Annotated in this window: 15 protein-coding genes; 10 read left to right on the plus strand and 5 right to left on the minus strand. The window is 63.6% G+C overall.

What is annotated here, in order from left to right; all coding sequences use genetic code 11:
* Positions 1–2 precede the first annotated feature (2 nt).
* From V6M61_RS09950 to V6M61_RS09975, 6 genes are all read left to right on the plus strand, one after another.
* Entirely contained in the window at positions 3–818 is an 816-nt protein-coding gene (locus V6M61_RS09950; RefSeq protein WP_332776412.1) for an ABC transporter ATP-binding protein, read from the plus strand.
* Positions 819–866: 48 nt separating this feature from the next.
* On the plus strand, positions 867–2,996 hold the full coding sequence (locus V6M61_RS09955) for a type IV pili methyl-accepting chemotaxis transducer N-terminal domain-containing protein (RefSeq protein WP_332776413.1): 2,130 nt from the start codon (positions 867–869) through the stop codon (positions 2,994–2,996).
* A gap of 15 nt (positions 2,997–3,011) precedes the next feature.
* Entirely contained in the window at positions 3,012–3,383 is a 372-nt protein-coding gene (locus tag V6M61_RS09960) for a response regulator transcription factor (protein ID WP_332776414.1), read from the plus strand.
* A gap of 17 nt (positions 3,384–3,400) precedes the next feature.
* Entirely contained in the window at positions 3,401–3,859 is a 459-nt protein-coding gene (locus V6M61_RS09965; RefSeq protein WP_332776415.1) for a chemotaxis protein CheX, read from the plus strand.
* A gap of 322 nt (positions 3,860–4,181) precedes the next feature.
* Positions 4,182–5,393 (plus strand): MFS transporter, encoded by a 1,212-nt coding sequence (locus V6M61_RS09970; protein ID WP_332776416.1) that lies wholly within the window; start codon positions 4,182–4,184, stop codon positions 5,391–5,393.
* Between the two features lie 461 nt (positions 5,394–5,854).
* Complete coding sequence (locus tag V6M61_RS09975; RefSeq protein WP_332776417.1) at positions 5,855–6,241, plus strand: nuclear transport factor 2 family protein; 387 nt, start codon at positions 5,855–5,857, stop codon at positions 6,239–6,241.
* Between the two features lie 198 nt (positions 6,242–6,439).
* Here the strand turns inward: V6M61_RS09975 and V6M61_RS09980 are convergent, their stop codons facing one another.
* From V6M61_RS09980 to V6M61_RS10000, 5 genes are all read right to left on the minus strand, one after another.
* Positions 6,440–6,634 (minus strand): hypothetical protein, encoded by a 195-nt coding sequence (locus tag V6M61_RS09980; protein ID WP_332776418.1) that lies wholly within the window; start codon positions 6,632–6,634, stop codon positions 6,440–6,442.
* Between the two features lie 76 nt (positions 6,635–6,710).
* Positions 6,711–7,412, minus strand: coding sequence for a cytochrome c biogenesis CcdA family protein (locus tag V6M61_RS09985; RefSeq protein WP_332776419.1), 702 nt, complete (start codon positions 7,410–7,412; stop codon positions 6,711–6,713).
* A complete protein-coding gene (locus V6M61_RS09990; RefSeq protein WP_332776420.1) occupies positions 7,402–7,764 on the minus strand; it encodes a thioredoxin family protein in 363 nt (120 codons plus the stop codon). Before V6M61_RS09990 ends, V6M61_RS09985 begins: the two co-directional genes overlap by 11 nt.
* 214 nt (positions 7,765–7,978) lie before the next feature.
* Entirely contained in the window at positions 7,979–9,751 is a 1,773-nt protein-coding gene (locus tag V6M61_RS09995) for a bifunctional protein-serine/threonine kinase/phosphatase (RefSeq protein WP_332776421.1), read from the minus strand.
* 74 nt (positions 9,752–9,825) lie between these two features.
* Positions 9,826–11,124: a type IV pili methyl-accepting chemotaxis transducer N-terminal domain-containing protein gene (locus V6M61_RS10000; protein WP_332776422.1), complete on the minus strand. Its 1,299-nt coding sequence runs from the start codon at positions 11,122–11,124 to the stop codon at positions 9,826–9,828.
* Positions 11,125–11,371: 247 nt separating this feature from the next.
* Between V6M61_RS10000 and V6M61_RS10005 the strand changes: the two genes are divergently transcribed.
* The 4 genes from V6M61_RS10005 to V6M61_RS10020 all read left to right on the plus strand — a co-directional run bounded on the left by V6M61_RS10005 (position 11,372) and on the right by V6M61_RS10020 (position 17,504).
* Complete coding sequence (locus V6M61_RS10005; protein ID WP_332776423.1) at positions 11,372–11,563, plus strand: hypothetical protein; 192 nt, start codon at positions 11,372–11,374, stop codon at positions 11,561–11,563.
* Positions 11,560–13,995: a nitrite reductase large subunit NirB gene (gene nirB, locus V6M61_RS10010; protein ID WP_332776424.1), complete on the plus strand. Its 2,436-nt coding sequence runs from the start codon at positions 11,560–11,562 to the stop codon at positions 13,993–13,995. Before V6M61_RS10005 ends, nirB begins: the two co-directional genes overlap by 4 nt.
* A 20-nt stretch (positions 13,996–14,015) precedes the next feature.
* Positions 14,016–14,420 carry a nitrite reductase small subunit NirD gene (gene nirD / locus V6M61_RS10015; protein ID WP_332776425.1) on the plus strand — a complete coding sequence of 135 codons (405 nt, stop codon included), beginning with the start codon at positions 14,016–14,018 and terminating at the stop codon, positions 14,418–14,420.
* Positions 14,421–14,504: 84 nt separating this feature from the next.
* Positions 14,505–17,504, plus strand: a complete 3,000-nt coding sequence (locus V6M61_RS10020; protein ID WP_332776426.1) for a nitrate reductase — start codon at positions 14,505–14,507, stop codon at positions 17,502–17,504.
* Positions 17,505–17,515: the final 11 nt, after the last annotated feature.

Raw genomic sequence — 17,515 nt, forward strand, 5'->3', positions numbered from 1 at the left:
TCATGAGCGCCTCTTTCACGACCAAGTACATCGAAATCCAGGGTGTCGAGCAGACCTTCAAAACCCGCAAAGGGCCGTTCCGTGCGCTGCAGGACATCAACCTGACCGTCGCCAAGGGCGAGTTTGTGACCCTGATCGGCCACTCGGGGTGCGGCAAATCAACCCTGCTCAACCTGATAGCCGGCCTGACCACCCCCAGCCAGGGCACGCTGCTGTGCGCCAACCGGGAAATTGCGGGCCCCGGGCCGGAGCGCGGCGTGGTGTTTCAAAACCACTCGCTGCTGCCCTGGTTGACCTGTTTTGAGAACGTCTACCTCGCGGTCGAACGGGTCTTTGCCGCGACGGAAAACAAGGCCCAGCTCAAGGCCCGCACCGAGGCCGCACTGGCCATGGTCGGGCTGACCCCGGCTGCCCAAAAGCGCCCCGGCGAAATCTCGGGCGGCATGAAGCAGCGCGTGGGGATTGCCCGCGCCCTGTCCATGCAGCCCAAGGTCTTGCTGATGGACGAACCCTTCGGCGCCCTCGACGCCCTGACCCGCGCCAAGCTGCAGGACGAGCTGCTGCAAATCGTCGCCACCACGCAAAGCACGGTCGTGATGGTGACGCACGACGTGGACGAGGCGGTGCTGCTGTCCGACCGCATCGTGATGCTGACCAACGGCCCGGCCGCCACCATTGGCGAAATTCTTGACGTGGACCTGCCGCGGCCGCGCCAGCGCGTGGCCCTGGCGGAAGACACGCGTTACCTGCAGTACCGCAAGGCGGTGATCGACTTTCTCTACACGCGCCAGGCGCATGTCGAAAAGCTCACGGCCTGACACCTGACATCTCGCCCACCAACCACCAGGAAGAAAAGGAAGAAAAACATGGCCGCCGTACTCCCTGTTGATCCCGCCTTTGCCAGAAGCTCCGCCAGGACTGGCCGCCGGCAAGCCGGCAAGGCGAGCAGTTTCTCGTTCGGAAAGTACCGCGAAATCATCATCGCGGTGGCCTTCTTCCTGCTGTTCGACCTGGGCGTGCTGGTGCTGAACTTCTACACCTCGTTCCAGATCGCGGAAGACGCCTTGGGCATCAACCTGGCGGGGCGCCAGCGCATGCTGTCGCAGCGCACGGCCAAAGCCCTGCTGTCGGTGGAAGCCGCCAGGATCAAGGGCGCACCGGCCGACAAGGAGCTTGAGGAGTTGAAGAACGCGGTCAGGCTGTTTGACGTGTCGCTCAAAGGCTTTCAGAGCGGCGCCACGGTGCCCGGGGGCGATGGCAAGCCGGTTTTCCTGCCCGCCGCACAAGGCGACAAAGCAGCTGACATCCTGAAAAAGGCCCAGGGCCTCTGGACGCCGTACCAGCAAAAACTGGCCCCGGTGCTGGCCGGCACGGCCACCGAAATCGAGCTGCAGGCCGCGGCCGACTATGCGAAAGCCAACAACCTGAAGCTGCTGGCCTTGATGAACGAGCTGACCACGGCCCTGGAAGCCGTGGCCTCAAACCGGGCCAATACGCTGCGCATGGTGCAGACCGGCGGCATCGTGCTGGCGCTGCTGAATTTCGCCTTCATCCTGTTCAAGTTCCTGCGCCGCCTGCGCACCTCGGACGCCGCCATCGAAGCGGCCAACGAGGAAAACCGCGAAATCCTGGTCAGCGTGCGCGAAGGGCTGTTCCTGCTGACGCCCGACTACGAGCTCGGCTCGCAGCTGTCCCGCTCCGCCCATGAGCTGTTTGGCAAAAAGCTCACACCCGGTCAGAACCTGTTTGGCCTGCTGGCCCCATTGGTGTCCGAGAAGGCGCTAACTGACGCCCGCGACTACGTGGAGCTGCTGTTCTCCGCGCACGTCAAGGAACAGCTGGTGCAGGGCATCAACCCGCTGTCCGAGGTGGAGGTCACCGTCAAAAACCGCCTGGGCCAGGACAGCACACGCTACCTGTCCTTTCACTTCAACCGCGTGCAGGACGGCGCCACGGTGCGCCACCTGCTGGTCACGGTGCAGGACATCACCCAAAAGGTAGAGCTGGAGGCCAGGCTGACGGGCGAGCGGCAACGCTCCCAAAAAGAGTTTTCCATGCTGCTCAAGGCCTTTGAGACCGACCCGGCCATGATGCGGGGGTTTGTCGAGCGCGCCGAAGCGTCGCTGCTGGAAATCAACGACCTGCTGCGCAGCACCTCCTCGGCCGCTTCAGAAGCCCAGGTGCTCAAGGCCGTCGATGGCGCTTACCGCCGGATCCACGCCTTCAAGGGCGACGCCGCCTCGCTCGGACTGGAAGTGCTGGCCACGCTGGCACACCAGTTTGAAAGCGAGTTGCAAAAACTCAAGGACACCGGCGCTGCCACCGGCAATGCGCTGCTGGCCCTGCCCCTGCCGCTGGAAGACCTGCTGACCAAAGTCGCTGCCTTCAAAGCCCTGGGCGCCCGCAAAACCACCCCTGATACGCCACCGCAAAACGCCACGCCCCAGGCGCTCAATGCCATCCTGACCAGGCTGGCCGACGACGTGGGCATTGGCTGCGGCAAGCGCATCAACGCGACCGTCCGCATGAGCAGCGCGCTGGACATGCCCGGCGACAAGATGGACCTGGTGCGCGAGATCGCGGTGCAGCTGGTGCGCAATGCCGTCGTACATGGCGTTGAAGCACCGCAAACGCGGCTGGCCTCCAGCAAAAGCATGGAAGGCCAGGTGCTGGTCAACCTCACGCGTGACGAGGCCGGGCAGTGGCAGCTGAGCGTGCGCGATGACGGCGCCGGCCTGAACACCGAGCACATACGCAGCCGGCTGCTGAGTCTGAACTGGTACACCCCCGAGCAGCTGGAAAGCTTCAGCGACAAACAAATCGTGGCGCACATTTTCAAGCCCGGTTTTTCGACCGCCGAGACCCCCTCGCCCCATGCCGGGCGCGGCGTCGGGCTCGATCTGGTGCAGGCCAATGTGCAGCGTCTGGGCGCCCAGTTGCTGCTGTCCAGCGTGCCGGGCCAGCACACCGAGTTCAAGGTCCGATTTTCAGTCTAGATCAGGAGAATCACCATGCGACTATTGATTGTTGACGACTCCAACATGATCCGCACCCGCATCTCGCGGGTGGTGCAAAACGGCGGGCTCAAGGGTGTGGTGCTGACAGGCCTGGCCAAAAACGGCCATGACGCGCTGAGGATCGCCCGGGCGACCCACCCCGAAGTCGTGACCATGGACCTGACCATGCCCGAGATGGACGGCATCGAATGCATTGGCGAGCTGCTCAAGCTCAATCCGAAGATCAACATCCTGGTGGTCAGCGCCCTGAGCGACAAAGCCACCGCGATACAGGCGCTCAAGCTGGGTGCGCGCGGCTTCGTCTCCAAGCCATTTTCCGACGAAGAGCTGCAGATTGCGCTGCTCGACGTCGCCGATATTCATTAAGCGTTAAGGAGACCGGCATGGACACCCTCAAGGAAAACGACCTCAAGCTGTTTGTTGACTCCATCAAAAATTACCTGAAAGTGACCACCCGCCAGGAACCCCAGATCACCTCGGCCTTTCTGGGCACTGGTGACGTGGAAGCCTTTGAGTTCAACGGCATCGTCACCTTTTCAGGCAGCTACAACGGCCATGTCATCGTCTCCATGCCGCCCAAGCTGGTGCGCGAGCTGCTGCTGATGCAGCGCGAAACCGACCTTGGCGACGGCAACCTGCTCGATGCCGTGGGCGAAATCGCCAACACCCTGGCCGGCAACGCCCGCAAAAGCCTGGGCCCGGACCTGCAGATTTCCGTGCCGGTCAAGATGCAGGGCACCTCGGGCGTCAAGGCCAGGGTTCGCAAACACCCCTATGTGATCACCTTGCGCTGGAACCACCAGCCCGCGCTGGTGTGCGTGGACATGGAAAAACGGGGTTAGGAGCCTGTCGGGCTTGGGACGTCGAAAGCGAAAACAAGGTCCCAGCGAAGACAGTTTTTACCGGATTTGCAGGCCCATAGTCCCGCTATGGGACAAAAAGACGGTGAAAAATGGACCGCTGCGGCCAATTTGCAGCCGACGCTTCCCAAGTCCGACAGGCTCCCAGCGCACGTTATTTGTGCAACGCACCAAAATAATCCGCCCCGGCTCGGGAAATTGAGCCGGATGGGTGCGTTTTGGCGCGCCCCAAGCTGGCACGTTTCTCGCACTGAATCTGTGAGTTTTTCTTTTTAGCGTTTAGTTTTCACAGAGGATTTGCACCATGGCGGGTTTTCGCACCTTTCTGAAGTCGGGCCATGCACCGACCCTGTTCGCCGCCTTCCTGTATTTTGACTTCTGCTTTGCGGTCTGGGTGCTCAATGGCGCCATGGCTCCGTTCATCAGCGAGGCTTTCAACCTGACGGCAGCCCAGAAGGGCTTCATGATTTCGGTGCCCATCCTGGCCGGCGCGCTGATGCGCTTCCCGCTGGGCATTCTGGCTCAGTACATCGGCCGCAAAAATGCCGCGCTGGTCGAGATGGGCCTGATCGTGCTGGCCCTGGCCTACGGCTACTTCTTCATCAGCGCCTATGACCATGTGCTGGCCATGGGGGTGCTGCTGGGCATCGCCGGTGCCAGCTTCGGCGTGGCGCTGTCGCTGGGTTCGGGCTGGTTCCCGCCCAAGTACAAGGGCCTGGCCATGGGCATCGCCGGCGCCGGCAACTCCGGCACCGTGCTGGCCGTACTGTTCGCTCCGCCCCTGGCCATGGCCTACGGCTGGCAGGCCGTGTACGGCCTGGCTGCCTTCTTCATGCTGATCCCGATGGTGGTGATGGTGGTCTTCGCCAAGGAACCGCCGGACATCGAGCACCAGACCTTCCGTCAGCACATCGCCTGCCTGTTCGAGAAGGACGGCTGGGCCTTCAGCCTGATCTACGTCATCACCTTCGGCGGCTTCATCGGCCTGGCCAGCTTTCTGCCCACCTATTACTACGACCAGTTCGGCGTGACCAAGGTGCAGGCCGGCCAGCTCACCATGCTGGCAGCGCTCATGGGCTCGGCCGTGCGCGTGGTCGGTGGCTATATTTCAGACCGCGTCGGCGGCATCAACACCCTGAGCGGCGTGCTGGTGGTGGTCGCGCTCACCCTGGTCCTGTGCGGCCTGGCCGGCAGCTCGCTGACCATCACCACCCTGCTCTTCATGGTCTGCTTCGCGGCGCTGGGTGCCGGCAACGGCGCCCTGTTCCAGCTGGTGCCGCTGCGCTGGCCGCTGTCCACAGCGGTGGCGGGCTCCATGATCGGCGAGGTCGGCGCCCTGGGCGGTGGTTTTCTGCCCAACGCCATGGGCCTGAGCAAGCAGTACGCGGGCACCTACCTCTGGGGCTTTGTGGCTTTCGCCGTGCTGGCGCTGGCCATGCAGGTCATGTTGCGCATCATGCAGATCCGCTGGACCCGCACCTGGGCTGAAAAGGGGGGGCGAGCGCGAAGCGCGTAGTGAGCGAAGCGATAAAAAGCGCAACGCGCTTTTTACCCACCCTTTCTGCGAAGCTAAAAAGGCGGCCGCGCACGCAGTGCGTGATCAGCGCAGCTGATAAGGCGCGAAGCGCTGTGCCGCCCTCCTTTCAGGGTAGGCTAACTTTTCGCAGAAAAGTTAAGCACGACGTGCTGGAACTAAAAAAGCGGCCGGGACCGGGTGGCTGAGAGTCCCTTTACCTCCAGGCTCACCAAGCTTTGACCTTGCGCCGTCTCGGGAGATGCGGGGTACAACCGGCAAGGAAGCGCAGATCGGCAGCGTAAACCCTAGCGCGAGAACTCCAGTCTATTGCACTGGCAAGGGGGCGGTGCCAGAATGAACCGTGTTCACGCACTTCATGGGCGGCTCCCGCTGCCGACCATCGAGTGCAACGATCCGCTGGTAGCGAAGCCGACCACAGGACTCAAGCGCAAGGAGTTGTCATGAGCACGCCACTGGAACGCAACAAGCACAACGTCACGAGCTTCTACGAAATGATGTTCAATCAGTGCCAGCCCGCCGAGGCCGTGCGCCACTTCGTAGGGTCTGTCTATACCCAGCACAATCCGCATGTTGCGGACGGAGCGCCAGCCTTCATTGCCTATTTTGAGCATATGGCCAGGGAATATCCCGGCAAGCGCGTGCACTTCAAGCGCGTGATTGCCGAGGGCGACTATGTCGTCCTGCACTGCCACCAGGAGTGGCCAGGCGGTGAGGACTGGGCGGGCATCGACATTTTCCGCCTCGATCATGAGGGCAAAATCGTCGAGCACTGGGATGTCCTGCAGTTGGTGCCGAAGACGTCGGCCAACGGCAACACCATGTTTTGACCGGATCGGTGCGCTTGCTGTCAACGAACGGCCGATCTCCGGCTAGCGCCGCGAAGGGCCGCCCCGAGCAAGCGACGGCCCCCTCGGGGCTGATGTCCGCGGCTCCAAGCCTGCCTGCGCAGGCTTGGACGGACGGAAGAGCCGCTGCGTCTCGCAGCGGCACGTCCAGCGCATTACACGAAGTGAAAAGCGTGGGGGCTAGTGGACGTTGCGTGCTGAAAGTGCAGCGAGCAATTCGCCAAAAGCGAGTTCCAGGCGGCTGTCGTCGCGCTCGCGGTGGGCGATAGCCTCAAGTGCCTGAAACAGGTGCTCTGCCACTTCCAGGTCCCTCTCGCGGCAGGCTCGTCCGAAAGCCGCAGAGATGTCGTCAGCCAGGCTGGGCCGGGCGCTCATTGGGTAGCCTCCGCGCTTCGCGCAGTTGTGAGTCTTCGCCGCAACTTCGTTGTCGCCTTGGGAACGGCCCGGCGGCTCATGGCATTCCCGCCAGCTCAGGCACCACGATGTAGTACACATTGAGCATGTACAGCCCCGCCAGCACCAGGACGATGCCACCCACCACGTCAAAGGCGCGCTGGTAGCGCGCCAAGGGCTTGAGGTCCTCCAGCCAGCCGATGGCCCAGGCGCCGAGCCCGATGGGGATGGCGCGGCCAATCGCAAAGGCCAGCAACACCGTGGCACCCAACAGAGGGGAGCCCAGGGCCGCGACCACGCCAAGGAGTGCGACCAGGGCGGGCGTGCAGATGGGACAGATCGCCACGGAAAATGGCACCCCCAAGGCAAACGCCCCCCACATGCCGGTGACCCTTTTGGCCTTGAATGAAGCCGCCGGCAGTGGCAGCCTGATCCAGCCTGGCCACAGCAGGCCCATGAGAATCAGCAGGGGACCAAGCGCCGCCCCCCAATAGCGGCCGAGCAGTCGCTCGACCCATTGTCCGCCCAAGCCGGCCACCGCCCCCAGCACCACATGGGTGACGATCAGGCCCAGGATGAACATCGCGCCAAAGCGCAGCGCCGTGGGCTTCTCATGCGCGCGGGTCACGTAGGCCAGCGAAACGGGGATGGCCGCCATGGCGATCGGATTGACGCTGAAGAACAATCCCGCCAAAAAACCCCACCCCAGCGAGGCATAGCGGAACTGCTCGACGGCCTGACGCAGCGTGTCAACGTCCATTGGAGGCTCCCGCCAGCCGGCGCTGCAGTTCCCGGGTGAGCTGCGCTGGCGTCGGCAATGAAGAAAAAACCAGGTGCCCATCCACCGCCACCGCCGGCAGGCTCATGACACCCAGCTCAAGCGCGTAGTCAATTTCGTTGACAGCATCGATGTCGCGCCAGACCACGCCTGGCACCGCTTGCTCGGCAGCCGATCTAAGGCCTTCGTGAGCAGCCGCGCAGCGCTTGCAGCCCGCGCTATGGAAGAGCTCTACCCTCATGTGCGGCCCCTTTCGCTGACTTGGCTCCATGGCGCCCAGGATGGGACCGTCCCTGGCCGGACGATCCGCCTCAGGGCAGTCGACGGTGAACATGAAGCTTTTCCGATGGAAAACTCCAGTCTAAACCTTGTGGTCAAGTCGAAGGTCAACCCCTCCCAGCCAGGGGTGAACGCTTTTCGCCGAGCCGACAGACGGCTCAGGGCCGGCCCCGGTCTGAACGGAAGCACCACAATTTCGCTACCAATTTAATAGCTACTCATGCACAACTTACAAGGGGCTGGAGCCACAAATAGCTCAAAAAAAGCCGTCATTTAGGCAAAAACAGCAACCAGTAAACCAGCAGCAAATTAAACAGCACCGACACCACCACCCCGATCTTCCACAAGGCCGCCGGGTCGCGCTGAATCAAAGGCGTGGCCGGCGGCGCGGTCAAGGGCCGGGACGCGCCGCGCTCGAGCGCGAGCAGCAACTCCTCAGCGGTTTCAAAGCGCTGCTGCTTGTCCCGCGCCACCGCCTTGAGCACCACATGGTCCAGCCAGATCGGCACCTCGGGGTTGTGGCGGCTGGGTGCTTTCGGGTCGCGGTAATAGCGGCCCGACTGGTAAGGCAGCACCTCGCCATAAGGCAGCTTGCCCGTGAGCAGCTGGTACAGCGTGACGCCCAGTGCGAACAGGTCACTTTGGGCATCTGGCAGCTCCTCGGGCCCTTCATTGCCTGCAGACCCCGACTGGGCACTGAAGCCCCACTGCTCGGGATTGATGTAGCTGGGCGTGCCTGCGTGCAGCCTGCGCATGGCCTCGGGCTCGCGGCCGGTCAGGGCCACGCCCAGGTCGAGCAGCCGCAGCACCCCATCCTCTCCCTGATGCAGGTTGGCCGGCTTGATGTCGCGGTGGATCACGTTCTGGCGGTGCAGCCGGCCCAGCGCCTTGGCGACCTGCGTGGCGACCGTCAGCACCTGCGGCAAGCCCAACTTGTGCTGGCGGCCCAGCAGTTGCTGCAGGGTTTCGCCGGCGTGCCAGTCGTAGAGCAGGTAAAACGCGCTCGGCGTTTGCGCGTTGGGCAGCCGCTCGTGAATGTTGACCAGGTAGTCGGCTGCGCGGGACGATTGCATGCGCTTGGCCAGCCACGCCTCATGCGCCAGCATGGCGCGCTCCTCGGGGTCGTGGGCGCGCGCGGGGTGCAGTGTTTTCAGCGCATACAAACGCTGGCTTTTTGCATCCCTCACCTGGTAGAGAAGATTGATGCCGTTGTCGGCCAGCGGGGCGGTCACGGTCATGCCGTCCAGCGTGTCGCCCACCTTCAGCCGGGGCGGCACCGGCAGCGCGAGGGCCTGGCGGTTTTCGTCCTGCAAGGTGGCGTCCAGCAAGCCCAGCACACGCACCACCAACGCCGTGGCGTTGTCCTGCGTGCCGACAGCCACGGCCTCGTTCACCATCTGCTGGCTGATGCGCTGGGCGTCAGCGGGCACTTCATGGCCTGGTGTCGGGCCGGCCAGGGTCTGGAGTCGCTTGTCGGGCAACACGTTGTGCACACCGTCGGACAGCAGCACGAACACATCCCCCACCTGCAAGTCGCCCTGGGCGTAATCGACCACCAGCCGGTCTTCCGCGCCCACCGCGCGCAGCAACTGGTGGCTGAAATCAGGGTGGTTAACCACGTGATCGCTGGTGAGCTGGGTCATGCGCCCTTCGCGCAGCAGGTAGGCCCGGGTGTCGCCCACATGCGCCAATGCGTAAGACTGGCCGCGCAATACCACCGCCGTCAGTGTGGTCAAGCCGATCGCCGGATGCCGGCGGCGGTTCAGCCCGGCCAGCCAGGCGTTTTGCGCGCCAATGATGCGGTCCAGCGCCACCGTGGTGTCCCAGGTTTCCGGCGTGCCGAAGTAGTCACGCACCAGGCTGGTGACTGTGGTTTGCGCCGCTTCCCTGCCCATGCCGCCCGTGGTCACGCCATCGGCAATCGCCGCGATGGCGCCCATGGATTCCTGCCCTGCTTCGGCCAGCATGGCCGCCGCAAAGTCTTCGTTGACGTCCTTGCGGCCCGTCAGCGAGGTAAAGCCAATGTCGATTTCAAAGGTCATGCACCAATATAAGCAGTTTTTACGGCTGAATTTGGTGCACTGCAACAACCCGCCTGACCCGCAGGCCCGGCTGCTTAGCTGCCCACCAGCATCTGCATGCTCCGCTCGTAATGCACGGACAGCTGCTCAAATACGTCCAGCAGGTCTTCGCTGGCCACCGCCAGGCGCTCCATCCTAGCGATTCGATCCAGGCCTGCGCTCTGACTGGCGCCGGCGGCTCCGGCCAGCATTTGCGCCCAACAGACGGCGGCAGCGTCCAGCGCAGCACGAATGTCTTTGCTGGTCAGGGGAATCTCGTTCAGATAGCGTAGCGCCGCTTCAAACGCCGCCCTGGACTCGGCCATGCCCGCTTCATTGCGCTGCATGGCGGCTTTGCTGCCCACCACCTCGAGCAGGGCGTATTTCGCAAAACGCTGGCTCAACATGCGCTGGCGACCCGCCAGATTCAGCACCTGCAGAGGGGGCATGGCGCCTGCACTTTCCAGGCTGCTGGTCAGACGCTCAGCCTCCTGCAGCAGTTGCTCGGCCAGCTCATCCATCTGCGTCATGTGGCCGGCCTGGGGCTCGCCCTGCAAAGCCTGTTTCAACTGGGCCCAGGTGCGGGCAACCTGCCCCAACAGGTCACCAAAAGTGGGCTGGGACAGGTTTTTTCCAAGGGCCGCAAGATTGGCGTCTATGCGCAGCACCGACTCTTTCAGCCGCTCTTTAACCTGCGCGACCTGCACCCCCGCCAATTGCAGCAGCGCCAGCTTGACCAGCCGCTGCGACAGCATGCGCAACTGCCCCGAACGGTTCACATCTTCAGCAAAACGGGCCGAATGGATGATGTGCTGCGAGACCTGACCCAGGCGCTGGTTGCTTTGCATGGAAGCGGTTCGCAGCATCCGGAACGCATCGTCGTCCGACACCTGGCGGGCGCGCATCAGAATGCCCTTGGCCCGATCCACCATCTTGCGCTCTTCAAAGCGGCTGGAGACGTCTAGCAGTTCAGCGCGCAAAGCCTGCTCGCGGCTAAACCGCGCCCGGGCCAGATGGATGAGCGGGCGCAAGCGCTGCTGGCCATAACCATTGACCACATAGGCATGAACGCCCACCTCCGTGGCGCGCGTGATTTTGTCGGCATCTCCGTCGCTGGTGAACACGATGACGGGGCGCGGCGAGGTGTCCCCAATGATTTGCAGGGCCTTGAACAGCTCCTCACCGGGCAGGGGGTCGTAACAAATCACCAGGTCTGGCGCCTGGCGAAGCACCTCCTGCACCAGTTTGCTGCGCTCATTGATGGTGCCAAGGACCTCGATACCGACCGCCTCAAGGTCAGACGCCAGCGGATGCGAGCCCGTCGGGCCGTTCAAAACTACCAATGCGGAGGTCATAAAAATCAATGGTTTAAGAGGAAAACTGACTGCAGAACACGCAAGTCGCGCACCATGTCCCTTGCCATGTTAGCGCCATCTACCCACCCGGCTGAGATATGGCACAACTTTTGCGTAACCCTAAGCGGACGTAACGGAGCGTCCAACCTTAGCGAAAGCACTGCGGGTTCTGCGCATAACGACGTGCGTAATGATGTGCCTCATACCGGATTTACAGCCGGGTCCCTGTTTTACAGGAGAGAGCATCATGGTTTTTACCTCATATTTTGCAAGCCAACGCGGCTTGCAGTCCATCAAAAACTGGGCTGCTGCCTTTGCGCGCGGCCGTAACGGCATGGCCTTCCACCCTGCTCGCCTCGCGCTGCCGGCGTTCCGCCATGGCGGATTTGGCATGGCGCTTGCACTTACGACATCGAATCAATCTGGAGTTGCCCCATGAAAAAGTCAAAACTGGTAATGGTCGGCAACGGCATGGCAGGGGTCCGCACGATCGAGGAACTGCTCAAGGTTGCGCCTGATCTGTACGACATCACGGTCTTCGGCGCCGAGCCGCACCCCAACTACAACCGGATTTTGCTCTCGCCAGTCCTTGCCGGCGAGCAGACGCTGGACGAGATCGTGCTCAACTCCTGGGGCTGGTACAAAGACAACCACATCACGCTGCACGCCGGCAAGAAGGTCGTTGAAGTCGACCGCGTGCACCGCATCGTGCGCGCCGACGATGGCACCGAAGAGAAATACGACCGCCTGCTGATGTGCACCGGCTCCAACCCCTTCATCCTGCCCGTTCCCGGCAAAGACCTCAAGGGCGTGATCGCCTACCGCGACATCGCCGACACCAACGCGATGATCGAAGCCTCTGAAAAATACAAAAAAGCCGTGGTGATCGGCGGCGGCCTGCTGGGCCTGGAAGCGGCCAACGGCCTGATGCTGCGCGGCATGGAAGTGACCGTGGTGCATGTCATGCCCTGGCTGATGGAGCGCCAGCTGGACGATGTGGCGGGCAAGCTGCTGCAGAAGTCGCTGGAAGACCGCGGCCTGAAGTTCATGATCGGCGCGCAGACGCAGGAGCTGATTCCCGACAAAGACGGCCGTGTGATGGCCATCAAGTTCAAGGACGGTACCGAGCTGCCGACCGACCTGGTGGTCATGGCCGTGGGCATCCGCCCCAACACCGAGCTGGCCGAGAAGATGCGCCTGCACTGCAACCGCGGCATCGTGGTCACCGACACCCTGCAGACCGTGACCGACGCCCGCATCTACTCCGTTGGCGAGTGCGCGGCCCACCGCGGCATCGCCTACGGTCTGGTGGCGCCGCTGTTCGAGCAGGCCAAGGTCGCGGCGAATCACCTCGCGCAGTTCGGCATCGGCCGCTACACGGGTTCGCTCACGTCCACCAAGCTCAAGGTCACGGGCATCGACCTGTTCTCGGCCGGCGAGTTCATGGGCGGCGAAGGCACCGAAGAAATCGTGATGAGCGATCCGTTCGGCGGTGTTTACAAGAAACTGGTCATCAAGGGCGACAAGCTGATTGGCGCCTGCCTGTACGGCGACACCGTCGACGGCAGCTACTACTTCAAGCTGCTGCGCGATGGCCGCAGCGTCAGCGACATTCGCGACAAACTGATGTTTGGCGAGTCCAATATCGGCGACACCGGCCACGAAGGCCACAACAAAGCGGCCGCCATGCCCGACGACGCCGAGGTCTGCGGCTGCAACGGCGTCACCAAGGGCACGATCTGCAAGGCCATCAAGGAAAAAGGCCTGTTCACGCTCGACGAGGTGAAAAAACACACCAAGGCCAGTGCGAGCTGCGGCTCCTGCACCGGCCTGGTCGAGCAGATCCTGATGTTCACCGCCGGCGGCGACTACTCAGCCACGCCCAAGAAAAAGGCCATCTGCGGCTGCACCGACCACAGCCATCAGGAAGTGCGCGACACCATCAAGTCGCTGCATCTGCTGACGATTGCCGACGTCTACCAGACCATGGAATGGCGCACGCCCAACGGCTGCGCGTCCTGCCGGCCCGCCATCAACTACTACCTGATCAGCACCTGGCCCAAGGAGGCCAAGGACGACCCGCAAAGCCGCTACATCAACGAGCGCAGCCACGCCAATATCCAGAAGGACGGCACCTACAGCGTGATCCCACGCATGTGGGGCGGCCACACCACGCCGAACGACCTGCGCCGCATCGCCGACGTGGCCGACAAGTACCAGATCCCCACCGTCAAGGTGACGGGCGGCCAGCGCATCGACCTGCTGGGCGTGAAGAAGGAAGACCTGCAGAGCGTCTGGCAGGACCTCGGCATGCCCAGCGGCCTGGCCTACGCCAAGGCGACGCGCACGGTGAAGACCTGCGTGGGCAGCGAGTGGTGCCGCTTCGGCACGCAGGACAGCACGCAGATGGGCAAGGACCTTGAGCACGCGCTCTGGGCCATGTATGCTCCGCACAAGGTCAAGCTGGCGGTCAGCGGCTGTCCGCGCAACTGCGCCGAATCGGGTATCAAGGACGTGGGCGTGATCGGCGTGGACTCCGGCTGGGAGATCTACGTGGGCGGCAACGGTGGCATCAAGACCGAGGTAGCGCACTTCCTCGTGAAGGTCAAGACCTCGGCCGAAGTGATGGAGTACGCCGGCGCCTTCCTGCAGCTGTACCGCGAGGAGGGCTGGTACCTCGAGCGCACCGTGCACTACATCCACCGCGTCGGCCTCGACCACGTCAAGAAGAAGATCCTGGACGACGCCGAGGGCCGCAAGACCCTGTGGGAGCGCCTGCAGTTCAGCCTGGACGGTGAACCTGATCCCTGGCTCGAAACCGCCAAGGCGGCGGTGGACACGCGGCAGTTCGAAAAACTCGCAGTGGCCTGACCCCTGGAAGGAAGTACAAAATGTCTGAATGGAAGAAAATCTGCCTGGTCAAGGACATCCCGGTGCTTGGCTCGCGCCGCGTGGCGCGTGCAAAAGGCATGGATGTGGCCGTGTTCCGCAACGACCAGGACGAGGTGTTCGCGCTGCTCGACCGCTGTCCGCACAAGGGCGGCCCCCTGAGCCAGGGCATCGTCTTTGGCACCAGCGTGGCCTGCCCGCTGCACAACTGGACCATTGGCCTGGCCGACGGCTGCGCCAAGGCGCCCGACGAAGGCTGCACGCAGAAGTTCAGCGTGCAGGTGACCGGCGGCGCCGTACATCTGAATCAAAAAGAACTCGACACCCTGGCGCTGGACGCACACCGCCCTGTCGCGGGGCCGCAGCGGCAACCCATCTTGTCCCCTCTCCCGCTGGGAGAGGGCTAGGGTGAGGGCAGCCATGCGCGCAGAACCGACGCCTCCGGCCCTCACCCCTGCCCTCTCCCAGAGGGCGAGGGAGGAAAGCCGAGCATGAAGGAAACGAAGTCGACCTGTCCTTACTGCGGCGTAGGCTGCGGCGTGGTCATCGAATCGCAAGGCGATCAGATCATCGGCGTGCGCGGCGACCCGGACCATCCGGCGAACTTCGGGCGGCTGTGCACCAAGGGCTCGACCCTGCACCTCACGGCCAGCGCCGCCGTCACGCGGCAAACGCGGCTGCTGCACCCGATGCGGCGCGAGCGGCGCGGCGAAGCGCTGCAGCGCCTGTCGTGGGACGCGGCCCTGGGGCTGGCCAGCGACGACTTCGCGCGCATCATCCGCGACCATGGGCCGGACGCGGTGGGGTTTTACGTTTCGGGTCAACTGCTGACCGAGGACTACTACGTCTTCAACAAGCTGGCCAAGGGCCTGATCGGCACCAACAACATCGACACCAACTCGCGCCTGTGCATGAGCAGCGCGGTGGCCGGCTACAAGCAGACGCTGGGCGCCGACGCCCCGCCCACCTGCTACGACGACGTCAACCATGCGCAGTGCATTTTCATTGTCGGCAGCAACACGGCCTATGCGCACCCCATTTTGTTTCGCCGCATCGAGGACGCGAAGGCCAGGAACCCGCAGCTCAAGATCATTTTCTGCGACCCGCGCCGCACCGACACGGCCGAGATTGCCGACCTGTACCTGGCCCTGCAGCCCGGCACCGATGTCTCGCTGTTCAACGGCATGCTGCACATCATGCTGTGGGAAGGCTGGATTAAAACGGATTACATCGCCGCCCACACCAGCGGTTTTGAGGCCCTGAAAACCACGGTACGCGACTACACGCCCGACCTGGTGGCCGAGACCTGCGGCATCACCAAAGAAGACCTGTTCACGGCGGCCAAGCTGTTTGCCACCTCCACCGCAACCCTGAGCCTGTATTGCCAGGGCCTGAACCAGTCCAGCAGCGGCACCGCCAAAAACGCCGCCCTGATCAACCTGCACCTGGCCACGGCGCAGATCGGCAAACCCGGCGCCGGGCCCTTTTCCCTGACGGGCCAACCCAATGCCATGGGGGGCCGCGAGGTCGGCGGGCTGGCGAACCTGCTGAGCGCCCACCGCGATCTGGCCAATGCCGACCACCGCGCAGAAGTCGCCGCGCTCTGGGGCCTGCCATCCGTGCCCGAAAAACCCGGCAAGACAGCCGTCGAGATGTTCCAGGCCGCCGCCGATGGTGAGATCAAGGCCTTGTGGATTGCCTGCACCAACCCGGCCCAGTCCATGCCCGACCAGGCCACGGTGCGCCGCGCGCTGGAGCGGGCCGAGTTCGTCGTCGTGCAGGAAGCCTTTGCCACCACGGCCAGCTGCGATTACGCCGACCTGCTGCTGCCGGCCACCACCTGGGGCGAAAAAACCGGCACCGTAACCAACAGCGAGCGCCGCATCAGCCGCGTGCGGCCGGCCGTGCCCGCGCCCGGCGAGACAAGGCACGACTGGTCGATTGCCGTGGCGTTTGCGCAGCGGCTGGAGAAGTTGCTGGAAGCGCAGAGCCCTCACCCCAACCCTCTCCCAAAGGGAGAGGGAGTCATACAAGAGACAAGCAAGTCACCTTCTTCACCCCCTCTCCCTCTGGGAGAGGGCAGGGGTGAGGGTGCGCGAACAGGCTCGCTCTTTCCTTACTCGCTAAGCGATGAAACGCTTGGGGTTGAAACCATCTGGAACGAGCACCGCGAATCCACGCGCGGCCGCGACCTCGACATCACCGGCCTGAGCTACGCCATGCTGGAAGACGCGTCCCGGCAATGGCCGTTGCGCGAAGGTGAAACCACGGGCAAGGTGCGGCTCTACGAAGACGGCATCTTCCCCACGGCTGACGGCAAGGCCAAATTCGTCAACACCGTTTACAAACCCGTCGCCGAACCACGCGAATCACGCTTTCCGTTCTCGCTGACCACCGGCCGCCTGCGCGACCAGTGGCACGGCATGAGCCGCACCGGCACGCTGGGTCGGTTGTTTGGCCATGTGGCCGAGCCCGCGATCCAGATGAATGCACAGGACATGGCGCGCCGCCTCCTGAAGGAAGGCGACCTGGTTCACGTCACCTCCAGGCGCGGCTCCATCGTGGTGCCGGTGCAGGCCAGCAGCGAAATCGGCATGAGCCAGGCTTTCATCGCCATGCACTGGGGCGAAGAATATTTGAGCGGTGTCTCCAGCACCGGCGAACGGCTGGCGGGCGTCAACGCCCTCACCACCTCGGCCTACTGCCCCAGTTCCAAACAGCCTGAGCTCAAGCACGCCGCCGTGAAAATCCTCAAGGCCGAGCTGCCCTGGTCGCTGCTGGCCATGGCCTGGCTGCCCGACAGCGATGCACTGGGCGCACGCAGCCGGCTCAAGTCCCTGATGGCCGGGTTTGCGTTCACCAGTTGCGTGCCGTTTTCGAACAACAGGCCCCTGACCGAGCAAGACCGCGAGCGCACCGGCGTGCTGTTTCGTGCCGCCGGCTACGAAGCACCCCCTGACGAGGTGCTGGCCGAGATCGAAGGCATTCTGGGCCTGGCCGGCAGCGACGCACTGCGCTATGCCGACAAAAAGAAAGGCCAGCACCGCACCGTGCGGCTGGTCCGCCAGGGCGATCAGGCCGAGCTGGCCGGTTTTGTGCTGGCCGGCGATACCAGCGCCCAGGCCTGGATCAAAACCCTGCTGCAGGACGAGTTGCCCGCACAGGCCTATGGCCGCCTGCTGCTGCTGCCCGGTGCCAAACCACCCGTCACGGTACAGTCGCGCGGCAAACAGGTCTGCACCTGCTTCAACGTGACGGATGCGGCCATCGCCGATCACTTGACCGCGGTCAGCCACGGCGAGGGCGGGGCCGGCTACCTGGGCACCGATGACGAACGGCTGGCCTCGCTGCAGGGTATTCTGAAATGCGGCACCAACTGCGGCTCCTGCGTGCCCGAACTCAAACGACTGGTGCGTGCGGCCAGAAGCGCGCCGCCTGCGGGCGCCGGGCCTGCTGAGCGCATGGTGATACCGGTCCGGCAACTTGCTTAAGCTCATAATAA

It is taken from the genome of Polaromonas sp., from assembly GCF_036676035.1.
In the GTDB taxonomy this organism is placed as follows: domain Bacteria; phylum Pseudomonadota; class Gammaproteobacteria; order Burkholderiales; family Burkholderiaceae_C; genus Polaromonas.